The 12,404-nt window shown below is 46.6% G+C and carries 8 protein-coding genes; 1 reads left to right on the forward strand and 7 read right to left on the reverse strand.

Annotated elements, in window-relative coordinates; translation table 11 throughout:
• Nucleotides 1-10: 10 nt before the first annotated feature.
• Nucleotides 11-3,256: an S-layer homology domain-containing protein gene (locus LRL21_RS32725; RefSeq protein ID WP_240420002.1), complete on the forward strand. Its 3,246-nt coding sequence runs from the start codon at nucleotides 11-13 to the stop codon at nucleotides 3,254-3,256.
• A 547-nt stretch (nucleotides 3,257-3,803) separates the two neighbouring features.
• On the opposite strand, the gene LRL21_RS32730 is transcribed toward LRL21_RS32725, so the two are convergent.
• The 7 genes from LRL21_RS32730 to LRL21_RS32755 form a co-directional block, all read right to left on the reverse strand.
• Complete coding sequence (locus tag LRL21_RS32730; protein WP_240420003.1) at nucleotides 3,804-3,992, reverse strand: hypothetical protein; 189 nt, start codon at nucleotides 3,990-3,992, stop codon at nucleotides 3,804-3,806.
• 116 nt (nucleotides 3,993-4,108) lie between these two features.
• Nucleotides 4,109-5,011 carry a nucleoside hydrolase gene (locus tag LRL21_RS32735; protein WP_240420004.1) on the reverse strand — a complete coding sequence of 301 codons (903 nt, stop codon included), beginning with the start codon at nucleotides 5,009-5,011 and terminating at the stop codon, nucleotides 4,109-4,111.
• A gap of 384 nt (nucleotides 5,012-5,395) precedes the next feature.
• Nucleotides 5,396-6,604: a hypothetical protein gene (locus tag LRL21_RS32740; RefSeq protein ID WP_240420006.1), complete on the reverse strand. Its 1,209-nt coding sequence runs from the start codon at nucleotides 6,602-6,604 to the stop codon at nucleotides 5,396-5,398.
• Nucleotides 6,605-6,662: 58 nt separating this feature from the next.
• Nucleotides 6,663-6,788, reverse strand: a complete 126-nt coding sequence (locus LRL21_RS45870) for a hypothetical protein (RefSeq protein WP_275901026.1) — start codon at nucleotides 6,786-6,788, stop codon at nucleotides 6,663-6,665.
• Nucleotides 6,789-6,954: 166 nt separating this feature from the next.
• On the reverse strand, nucleotides 6,955-7,923 hold the full coding sequence (locus LRL21_RS32745; protein WP_240420007.1) for a formylglycine-generating enzyme family protein: 969 nt from the start codon (nucleotides 7,921-7,923) through the stop codon (nucleotides 6,955-6,957).
• Between the two features lie 892 nt (nucleotides 7,924-8,815).
• Nucleotides 8,816-11,179 (reverse strand): helix-turn-helix domain-containing protein, encoded by a 2,364-nt coding sequence (locus tag LRL21_RS32750; protein ID WP_240420008.1) that lies wholly within the window; start codon nucleotides 11,177-11,179, stop codon nucleotides 8,816-8,818.
• Between the two features lie 76 nt (nucleotides 11,180-11,255).
• Nucleotides 11,256-12,371 carry an alpha/beta hydrolase family protein gene (locus LRL21_RS32755; RefSeq protein WP_240420009.1) on the reverse strand — a complete coding sequence of 372 codons (1,116 nt, stop codon included), beginning with the start codon at nucleotides 12,369-12,371 and terminating at the stop codon, nucleotides 11,256-11,258.
• Nucleotides 12,372-12,404: the final 33 nt, after the last annotated feature.

Genomic DNA, 12,404 nt, shown 5'->3' on the forward strand with positions numbered 1-12,404 from the left:
GGAGGAACATATGACGATTATTCAGATGAGGAAAACTGTACTGCTGCTCTTATTGGCTTTATTGTGTGCCGTTTCTTTCTGGAGCAGACCGACCCATGCAGAGCCTGGTGTTTCTGTAAATATTACTGATGCTTCAGCGGTTTATAATTCGACTACTAACGGCTTTGATATGCAGGTGAGTTGGAATACTATATCTCCAGTGGCTACCATTCAATATCACAATGTGTATATGGTGCCTGCAGGGTCATCATTTAATGGCACGAATCCGCTACCACTTGATTCATTGGCAGGCAGCGGTGCTGGGGGAGGCACGGGAATACACAATTGGACAAGCAATTCTAGCATTTCAACTATCAATGCCGGCATTATAGGCCCTGGCACTCCACTTAACGACGGAAATTATGATATATACGTCGTTGCCAGTGTCCCCAATGGTGCGGTTTTTAATAATTTTCCAAGCCCGGCTTACACGATCCATCTGTCCAGGATGGTGGTCTCCCCGGTTACCATCACAACGGGCGACCAAGTGCCTGCAAATCCTACGTATGCCAAAGTCGGCGACACGGCCACTTTGATGTTTACGCTCAGTAAGGCGCCAAGCGCGATGCCCACGGTACAGTTCACATTTCGAGATGCAGTTGTAACCAGTGTCGGCAATAATGTTTATAAAGCGCAGTATAGGTTCACGGGATCGGAACATGCAGAAGGAATTATCGCTATTGCGATCAGTGCGCAAGACGAAGGACATTCATTGCGGACGATTAGAACGACAACGGACAGCAGTGCTGTATTCTACGACAAAACGAATCCGACAGGCACAATTACGATCAATAATGGAGCGCCTTCAACAAATACAACAGCGGTAACGCTAGACATTGTTGGTTCGGACTTATTTACCCCAATTGTTTCCACAAGATCGCGAAATTCGCTTCCGTTCGCAGGAACAGCGGCAGAGCCGATTCTACTGGCTTCCATCGATCAGTCGGTTTGGAGCATTAAAGCCTTATTGGCTGGTGCAGGACCGCAACCGATAGCTGGTTCGGGTGTCGAGAAAATGCGATTCTCTAACGACAATGTCAACTGGAGCGACTGGGAGCCTTATTCGACGACGAAAGCATGGACGCTGACAGATGGCGACGGCACCAAGACCGTTTATATGAAGCTGCAGGACAAAGCGGGTAACGAAATGACGGAGCCAGTGAACGCGAGTATTCTACTGCAGCAGCCACTTAGCATAACACCGGTCAGCATCACCGGCAGCAACACGGCAAGGGGATACGCCAAAGTCGGCGACACCGCCACTCTGACATTTTCGCTCAGCAAGCCGACAAGCTCGGCGTTAACCGCATCCATTGCAGGCCACGACGTGTCGGTCACGAGTGTCAGCAATAATGTTTACAGCGCATCTTATACATTCACAGATTCGGATTACGACGGACGAGTGCGATTCTCGATCCGCGTGGGCAGCAATCCGCCGGAAGCATCGACAAGCAGCACGACAGACGATAGCAATCTGATCTTTGATAAGACCGCTCCGACAGCGACGGCGCTCACCATTAATAGCGGAGCGGCAACGACGAATACAACAGATGTAACCTTGACGATTGACGGTAATGACACCGGGTATTTGGCAAGTTTAAGCAGACAGCTAGCGTCCGCGGACAATTCGCTTTCTGCCATGTGGGGGCTTCTGGCTTACAGCGAACCGCTAAGCTCGGGTCTTTCACAAATGCGTTTCTCCAACGATGGTGTCACTTGGAGCGATTGGGAACCATATGCCACTACGAAAGCATGGACGCTTTCGTATGACAATGGAACCAAGACCGTTTATATGAATCTGAAAGACCTCGTAGGCAATGAAATGGCGACACCATATACGGCAACGATCGATCTTCAGAAGCCTCACCGTTCGTCCAGCTCCAGTTCGTCTTATTCACCAAGCGAAACGATTACCATAAACGTAGAAAACGGCGTGACTGCGAGCGGTTCTGTGGTGTCGAAGGCTACAATCAACCGTACAACCGATACCAATGGCCGCAAGACAGACGCGGTGACGTTTACGCTTGACCAAGCCAACAAGACGGTGGAAGAGCTTAAATCGGCGGGATCTGACTCCGCTAGAATCGTCATTCCCGATCCGAAAGACGAAGTGTCCGAAGTCAATGTAACGATACCGAAAACTTCCACCGAGAGCCTGGTGAAAGGTAACGTAGGTGTTGAAATTTCTACAGCGAACGGCCGTGTTGACATTCCGAAAAGCTCGCTTGAAGGATTTACGGACGACGTCTACTTCCGTTTCGTGCCGATTAAGACCGAAAACGATCGCAAGGCCGTCGAAGACCGTGTTAAGAAAGAACAGGAAGTTCGTCTTGCCGTAGGCAATGACAACATCAGCATTGTTGGCAGACCGATGACAATTGAAACCAACCTGCAAAACCGACCAGTCACCTTGGTAATTCCATTAGGCGACACCTCTTCCCTCACTGAACAACAGCTGCACAATTTGGGTGTGTTTATCGAGCATAGTGATGGAACGAAGGAATTTGTCAGAGGAGAAATTGTGAACTACGATGCCAGCGGCAAGCTCGGCATTCAATTTACCGTTACGAAGTTCAGTACATTTACCGTTGTCAAAACCGAAGGCGTGAACAAAATAACGCACAAAGCCTACATCAACGGATATCCTGACGGCACGTTCGGGCCAGAGAAAAACATCACTCGCGCGGAAATGGCAGCGCTGCTTGCCCGCGTATCGGATAAAACAGCAACGAAATCGAGCATCGCCTATATCGATGTCGCTTCGTCGCATTGGGCGAAAGAAGCCATCGATCAAGCGACTAAAATGGGCTTGATGGAAGGCTACAACGGCAGCAGCTTCAAACCGGAGCAAATGATCACCCGTGCGGAAATGGCAGCGATCCTCTCCCGCATTTCGAGTAATAGCGCCGGCAGCGGCGACAGCTTCAAGGACGTAAACGGCCATTGGGCGCAATCGGTGGTAGCGCAGGCGAAAGCAGCCGGTTATATCGACGGATACACTGACGGCACCTTCCGTCCGGAGCAAACATTAACCCGTGCCGAAGCGGTGACGATGATGAATAAGCTGCTGGGACGCGGTCCGCTATCCGGAGCAGCATCTAAATGGAGCGACGTGTCAAGCGGCAGCTGGGCATTTGAGCAAATCCAGGAAGCTTCCATTGACCATACATCCGAGAAAAACGCAACTGGCGGCGAACAATGGGTAACGACGCCCTAATCGGGATTAAGGTAATAGAACGCTTCGGTCCTTGAAAATTCAACAGCAACAATGCGCAATTGCGTAGGGCTAAAGCATGGTTTTAAGAAAAACCGTCAGGGAAGTTCGCCCTGACGGTTTTTTTAGGTTTGACGAGCATCGGCAATTTTGTACTCGTACCATGAACGCCTTTGTAATACTTTGGATACATACCACCGGTCGCCCCTAAGCCTAAAATTGTTGAGTAACTGCGACTTCAGGTGCAGTCAGAATTAATGAACCCAGGCCTGTAGCAGCTGGTGAAATCGTTTTAAGGCCATCCTTTTGGGAATGGCCTTTTACGTTACTATGCTATCGTCTTTCGTTAGCGCAACGAACAGACCATAAAACAAGATAGGTTATACGTATTCGCAATCTATCTGCTACCGCCTTTTATTTCTTTATGCCTTTCATCAGTCCATGGGAAGTCCCTCAGTGATATAATCTGTTATCCATTCTCATGTAAAAGTTCTCTAGATTCGGAAGTGAAATTGTATCCTACCGCGACTTTCCTATCTAGAGCGTCTTTTCAAGCTTTTTTTAAGGCTTTTCTCATTTGCGAAGAAAGGATTACCTCTTCATCACCAAAAATAAAGCCACTAACCAACACTTCTTTAAACAGGTGTTTGTAACGAGGTGAAACCAATTTTCGTACTAGCCTATAGGTTTTGTTATGAAATATTTTATACGTTGCAGTGAACTCCTTATTAATACTCATGTTCTACTCGTGATTTATACGGAAGGCAGCCGATCGTGTTTGGCCAAAGGCTACTATGCAGCCTTTATATTTCTTATTTCTTTGACCAGTCTATACTTTGTTTTCGTGGAAGTAAATCACTCTTCTGCACTGAACAACTCTAATTTGGCATACATATCTTCCAAAATAAACCTAACGTCGATATCTCGATATACCCGAATTCGTCTGTCCGTTTGACGTTGGACATAGGCCAAGTCTGGAGATATGCGAGGCGCAGGCTTCAAATCATAATCATAAGGCTGATCGTGCAGCAGCAATCCCACCGCCGGGGAATCACCCAGCGTCCACATTTCTCCTCTAGGCCAATGCAGATTGTTTGCCCAGCTTTCATTCAAATCTACCAATTGGCGATATAAATATCGTCCGATGGCGCCGCATGGCTCTACTCTTCGTTTTAATTCCGCGAGACTGACCCGCATCTTGCCATAAACGTTGCGAGGAATCTGCCATAACGGGATCGGAGAGCTAAACACGACATTAGCTGCGTGAATGTCGTTTCCCAGGTTGTATTCCCATTCACCATCCGGCCAAGCTCCTCCTCCTATCCATACGGCTGTTAAACGATCGGCAATCGCCGGATTCATGAGATAAGCTGCTGCCAGATCTGTGATGGCTCCGAGGAAAATTACGAACAAAGGCCTCTGATCGTCTGACATGGCTTCTCGCACGATAAGCTCTGCACCCTCAGATATGGCTGGTGTCCGCTCGTCCTGCATGGCACGTTCAGCCCCGCGATGAACAGAATGCTCTCCCGTTAGTCCCATGATATCCAGTAAAAGATTGATTTCCTGCACACTGTCCAACATCGAGGTTTTACTTCTCTCTTCGCCAAAGTGGGCACCAATCAGGCCTTTGATAACGAACTGAGACGTTAACAACGCATGTACGATAGCATACTGGTCGTCCGCTTCATTCTTAGCATCGCTATTCACTATTAAACGAATCTTTTTGGCATCCGGTACATTGATTGCAAGTTTCATAGTCACACCTCTCTTGTTAAAATCCCAGACCTTTCATCCGTTGACACTTAACCTGAACCATCTGGCGATTCCATGGCCCCTAGTAACTGTTATTGAATGCGCCTTCACTAATATTGTATAGCTAGGAGTAACATCAATAAATTGGGCATTTTTATGTTTATGCAAGGTCTTTTTTAAGATTATTAATGACTTACATGACAACTTTGATCTCTTGACCCTCATTATTTGGCTTGCCTACTACTTTGCCATGTCCTTCGCTTAACTCTCTTAATGCTTCAACAGTCTTCTCAAAGTTTTTCGACTTGATATGCAAATTTGCAAATGATCTTCCACGAGATAGCCTCCTCTAATCACTTTCTTATTCAGCTTGATTCTTGATTTCATTCAGTAATCGCGCGCCGCATCGAACCAGCGTTGAGCCATCTCCTCTGTTATAGGCTGGCCAATTAGGTGGCTAGACTGGCTGAGTTGCCATACCGCTTCACCAAGGTCTTCTCGTTCGGTGGTTTCGATGCCTTTAAGGTTATTGAAACGCACGGTAAAAGCGGTAATGGCTGCCTCGGCATCGGCAAAGCTGCAGGCCTGGGCCAAGTTTCCCTGTGCAACGTTGTAAGCTTCGTTAGCTAGCTTGGCCAGACGTTTAGGCCAGGACGAAAACGGGCGGCCGAACTCGGTCGTCCACCACTCAGGCTTACGCAATTGGCTCACTGAAGCATGACCGGTCCACGGGTGGGTTTTAGCGCGTGTTTTCATTTGCTGCTTTAGGCGCTTGCCCGCGATCTCTTCCACATTGTAGGCGATAAATCTGCCAAGCAAAGGCCAAGCGTTCAAGGGTGGCAAGTCACCCAGATCAGCCATGAAGCGCAGCTCCAAATTCGTTAACTGGATATGACGAGCCAACAAGTTCAATTCGCAGAAGTTCCCCCACAAACTCAGTGAGCTAAGGTTTGGGAAGCGGTTCAGACACTCCAGCGAGATGGGCTGTCCCAGCGGCGCGTTCTGTAGCGTCAAGCTCGTCACCTGATGCAATTCACCGAGGGCGGGCAGCATGAAAGGAATATCATTCTTGCGCCTGCTGGTACGCGGAGCTAGTGTCAGAGAAGATGGCATATCGCCAGTTGCCGAAAAGCGTGATAGATTGCCGGACACACTCAGTCGGTAATGTCGCTTCGGAAGCTTCAGGCTTAGATGCCCTCCGGACTGATCCAAATCGATATGCAAGCCATGCAAATTGGACTGGCTGGCGTCCACCACCATGTCTGCAGACAAGATTGGAGTCCACGTCATCTCTTCAATGGGACGTTTCTTGGCCCAGTCAAAGAAGCCTGCGTCACTGCCTGTATAATATAGAAATCGCGGCCAGGGCGAGCCCGCCGGTGTGGCAAAGGCATCGAATACGGTCCAATCGATGTGCGTATCAGGCGCGACGTGAAGGTCTGCCTTCTTCCCTAAATGCGATGCTCCAATGGATAGACTACCCACACCAGGCTGAATGGCAAGAGTGTGACTGCGAGGACCTGTCAGGTCGATGGGATAACGACCAGTTTCTCTAACAGAACCCGCAGAAGGGCGGGCTTGGTTATCATTTGGCATTTCTATCATCCTTTCTGCTAAATCAAATCAAGCCATTTCGGCAAGTGCAGACATTAGTTCATGCCATGAATGGCCCCCTTGATGACAGGCTCTGCTTACCATATCGATTGGGCGGCTGATAATGCCGGGAAACATAAGTTCCATTGTCCAGTGTAGAAGCAAACAGGATGTCGACTTCGTTCATTATAACTATTTTCTCGTCCTTGACTGTCGCTTTTTCTATTATTCGGGTCAGTCTATCCTGAAAATATCATGCCAAAACGAACCTCTCAGATAACGTAAATTATGGTGATGTAAATTGAGGTTTACCTAATAAAGGCAAGCTTCATTCGCCGGGCAAGCCTCCGAAGTTATATCTTGATGACTTTGCGGTAAAAGGTATAGCTGCCGCCGATGTCCGCTTTATAGACCTTCTCCATCTCGTCATCCATATAGGAGAGTCGAAAATAAGTCGCCGTTGGTAAATAGCCGATAGCCATACCCGTACCGCCACATATAAAACTGCCGCCATCTCCGCCTTTTAAGAAGTAGGGGGCATCTACAACCTCATATTTATAGGGATCAAAGGCGATACAAATACCAAATTGATTAGGCAATTCCAGGTCGTACGGCATACCTTGCAGCGCCGCTTCTTCGAAATGTTTAAGATGCATGTTGTAAATGAAGTTGTCCCCCCACCGCCACAATGTCCTGGAGCCACCGCCGCACAAATATTCCCACTCATCCTCAGTTAGAAGGGAAAATCCTTGTGAACGAAGATTGTGTAGGAGCTCTTCATACGAAACCGGATCGTACAACTCCACAATGGTGCCTGCGTCGGATCTGCTAAGCCGCAATTTTTTATCGAAAATAAGCATTTTACTGGAGGATTTCTCAAACTTTTCAATTTCCACCTTCCATTTATCAATAAGCTCACTGCTGTCTGAAAACACTCTGCGCCAACCAATTTCCCGAAGCTTGCGTTCTACCAGCATAGGCGGCAGGGAAACCGTCCGAACTGGCGACATCAGGCTTCGAATCCATGCTTCACTATCCAAAATCTCGTATTCTTCCATGGTCTCTTCAACGTCTTGTTTCGTATCCACATCAAAGCCCTCGGCAAACGTATGCCAACCTAAAGTAAGCGTATTACCCGGTACAAATACAAATTCGCTGTCATCCAGTCCGTAGACCGCTGTGTCCGTGTGCATGCCGAAACGTTCGAAGCTGGCAAAGTGTTTAAACTCAAGCCCTGGATGCCGATCAGTCAGCGACGCCAGAAGAACATTTCGCTCTTTTTCCGTAAGCCTTTCATAGCCCTCTTTATAAAATCGGTTCATGCTTGTCTCCTTCCTCCAAATGTTTTCTGGAGATCTTCTTTTCTCATCAGAATGTCTCGAAGTCCTATCCCTATGATATACGAAACATAGAGCAAGCTCAAAGGCGAATGGATATCCACTGGAATACCGGAACCTTTTTTTTTGCAATTTCAAATGAATAATGGATGCCATATTCTTTATTTTAAATCGGTTTCAACTCATATCCTGTTCGGAAACGCCTTGTTCCCTAGCGTCTTTGCAGCGTCTTCCCGCGCGGCGGACAGTAAATGCAGCCGCAAGATCGTCATGCGGGTTGCGGTAAAAAGTCAACCAGAACTATCTGGCTAACCTTATATTACGAACAGATACGTTAGTTTAACAAACAGGGTGCAATGGGTACATTTATCACTCATAAATAGAACTCTCCAGACGCGGAGAGTCCTTACATTTTTATCCATGCGTTTGCGGTTGGTGTCAGATATGCTGGTATTACAACCAAGAACAGCTGCGTGAGATCCGCGCAGCCTTCATCCGGATGAACTATCGGTGCTCTCCTTAGCTCTTGATTTGCTGCAGACGTTAGCCACACACTGCTGAAGACCGATCGCTTTACGAATATATATAATCATGTCGGTTGACAAGAACTTTATCCCATTCCCGACAGAAAAAACCCATCTCTGTGATGGGTGAACAATGCCAATAACAATATGATCACATTCAAAGATGTGGATAATAGTATGCTGCTCTCTTTTTCATTTATCGTGTCAATTGCAATGTGCAGGGAAAACGAGCCTACTATTATCATTGACGCAATGATTATCTTAATGAGATGCTTATATCCTTTGCTCAGACATATGTACTATCCAGCCCGCAACATATTAGAAATAGTACTGAATCGTTATTATGTCGATGCCTAACTCATACCAAGCGTTTCCGGTCCCGCGCTCACGCGCCGGCTCTCCTTGTATTGTCCAGGAGTGACGGATTCGTATTTTTTAAATATCCGTATAAATGTGTTTGCGCTGTTATAGCCGACCTGATCGGCGATCTCCTGAATGGAATGATTCTCGTCCGCAAGGAGCTCCTTTGCTTGTTGAACTCGCAAGCGGTTCAAATAATCAGAGAAATTATATCCGGTTTGCTGTTTAAAGAATGTGCTCAAGTACGGAGGAGACATATCAAAGTCATTTGCTGCTTTAACCAGTGAGAGTTCTTTATTGGAATATTGCCTGAAAACGTATTGGATAATTCCATCTCGTAATTGAATATTGCCCTTACCCTTCTTCTCGTTGATTAGATGGCATAGTCTGCCGAACATGCTACGGATTACGGAGAAAATAGCCTCAACGTCCTTGTTCTGGCTCATTTCCTGGAACACATCCGTTTCATCGTCAAAAATATCCCAGTAATCAAGTTGGATTTCCTCCAGTATTCGTAGAGAGGTGCTTATAATACTGTAAAGTAAACAGTGAATCATCTCAGGAGAAAGCTTCCGCTCTACGAAATTAGTTTCATAAATCTGGTCAAGTAGACTTTCCACAGTGCCTAAGTCTCCTGTCTTAACGCAAACAATCAGCTGGTTTTCCTTTTCCGGTGGGTAATTGAATTGGTTAGAAATTCTTCGAGTCTGTTCGAAATAATTGATCATGCTACTTCCCCGGATCAACCCATAATTCAAAGCGATCATGGCTTCATTATAGGATTGATGGATCATTTCCAAGCAGCGGTAGCGGTTCCCTACCCCGACGCTGATCTCAATTTTGAATTTGTTGTTTAAGAAATCCTGCAGACGTCGCAGCAACTCGTCCATGACATGCTTGCTTTCCTTGTCAGAATCCGCATCGATGTTGATTAGTAAAGCCACCTTATCCTCCTCAATTTCTAAGGCAAAACCGTAGCCAATACTATAGATCAGATCTTCGCCGACGTTGCAGACCACAAAACGGGCTCTGCTTTTGCCCGTAGCAGAATCTACAAAACCGCTGAAATCATCGATATTCACGACGGCCACCGTGTAACAATCATAAGGAAACCCGATGGTATAAAACTCCAGCAGTTCGTTCAATTCACCCATATCAATCGTGTTATTTTTCATCAATCTAAGCAAGAAGTGAACTTTCAGGACGGGAAGCTGCTTGTGCAGCTGATTCTCCAGCATATGATTCTCTGTATGCATCCCCTGAATGTTACTGAGAATCGTTTCATAATCTCCCTTTTGTCTTACCGTTCGGTCTTTGCGGTTCATCAGAATCCATTGTAGGGTACTGTTGATCGGCTTATAGTTTTGTACAGAAAACACAAACGACAAGGTGATTCCGAGTAAAACGCAGATCACCAGGGCGATAGAAAATAATATTTTGAGATACGAGATTTTCTCCATGAGTACTGTAACCGGAAGTATATTTACATATTTCAAGCCGAAAACGTGGGAAGCTGCAGCAATGACGATATATTTTTTTCCGTTGTAGTTGAAGAACAGATGCTCCCGACCGCTTTGGAAAATTTCATCGTAGTTAACAGGAATCGGTTCAATGGAATCCGGTGCTGAAGTTATCAGTTTATTGTTTGTATCCAGTATGGCACGATAGCTTCTTGCATCCATCTCTCCACTGCCAAAGAACCCCCACACCTTGTCTTCCGGCAGTAAAGAAATTAGCACCGCATGATTGCTGATTCCGTATTGTGTAAGCGGTTGTAAATACGTAATTATTTGTTTCCCTGCCTTGCTTGCCCCCATAGTATTAACGGACGGCCAGAACTGCCGCCCGGAGATGCTCTTCACCTGTGAAATCCAGTCTGGAAAAGGCATACTCGCGTTTCTAATGAACGTTTCATAGAAAAAATCAGGTTCATACTTGGTAACGTTGGATACGAAAATGTCATTCTTTAAAGAATATAGAACAATTGCGTCCGAAAAGCTTTTGCCCACGTTGGTGCTGGAAATATTAATATCCCGAATAATACCTTTTAGCTTGATATTGGTTTCCACCACATCTATCTCTTGATTGGATGTAAACTCATAGACGCCCGGGTTATTGGATAATTCAAAGGCTACCTGATCGAGCTGTTTTAAATTCATATCGATCGTATCGCGAGCTTGATTGATGATAGTTATATTTGACTTCACCGTCTCTTGTTCCAAGGTTCCCAAAAGCTTGCCGTAAACGATGAAGGAGATGATACCCAAGGGGATGATCAGGATAAGCGTATAGGAGACTAAAAACCATAAAAACAGCTTCCCTTTTTTTAGATTGAATTTTGAATTCCAAAGTCCCATCCTAACCACTTCCCCTGTTCATTTGTATCTTATACCCTATTTGATTATACAATAATCATGGAAATTCTAGTTACCTTCACATGTGAGCATCCGCGAAATCCATAAAGCAATGCCAGTCATACCGGGTCAAATCATGCTTTCCCGTTCTTAAATGGTACCCTATTCGGCCTTGCTGCAGCGGAGTTTCTGGCATCGGAGGGCCATCCGCTTCGAAACCGACTAAGCCCAACAGCCTATAGATTGGATCGGCGTGGATACAAGCCAGAAATTCCGATTCAGGATCTGCCCATGTATCTTCCGTCGCACTAGCGACATAGAGTAACCGCGGTGCAACAAGGGCAAGCAACATGTGTTGATCGATGGGTAAAACCTCTTCACTTCCGTTGTAGCTTTTGTAATTTTCATTAAACCAGTGAGGAAAACGCTGGTTGATATCTTGAACGGTTTCCCCCTTCTTCCCCCGGGTGATCGCGGCCCCCGTGCAGCCGGAGTTGTTGCTTATTACAAGCGCAAAGCGCTCATCCTGTGCGCCGCACCAAAGAGCTGTCTTACCACCGCGGGAATGGCCTACCACTGCAATCCGATCTTCAGCAATGTCCGGATCAGTTTCTAAATAATCCATGACTCTACTAGCACCCCAGGCCCATGCGGCAATCGTTCCCCAAGCATCACCGGATCTAGGAGTCTGCGGCGGGTCAAATATGCCGTGCACTCCATTGCGGAACCCATCATTAAAATCGGGATCTGCATCCTCCACATGGAAAACTGCTGCCGCATATCCTCGCGATATGATGTCCTCGGCTGGCCAGAACGGGCTCTGCACCTCGCGATCGGGGTCCATATTCTCCTTATCCCGGTTGCAGATGAGCAGGAAAGCGGGAACCCTCTGGCTACTAGTGGCAGGCACAAAAAGATATAGGTGAATAACTCCCGTTCCTCCGGGACCGTCGAACATTATTTCTACTTTCTTCCTTACAGCCTTTCCGTTCATCCAACCACTACTATGATCGATTACCTCAAAACGCAGACTATTGGGACGATCTATCGGCGCTCTTCCATAGACATGCTGCCGAAACAGCTCAAGGATCTCGGGACGCCGTTCCTTTCGCCATTGCTCCTCTGTCAAGAACATTTTTTCCGTATTTCCCTGAGTACCAAGCCATAGCAGATTTTCGGGTATTCGCTGATTCATAAGCCTATCTCGCTTTCTTCTCATATTTTATAA

The sequence above is a fragment of the Paenibacillus periandrae genome (assembly GCF_022458865.1).
Lineage (GTDB): Bacteria > Bacillota > Bacilli > Paenibacillales > NBRC-103111 > Paenibacillus_S > Paenibacillus_S periandrae.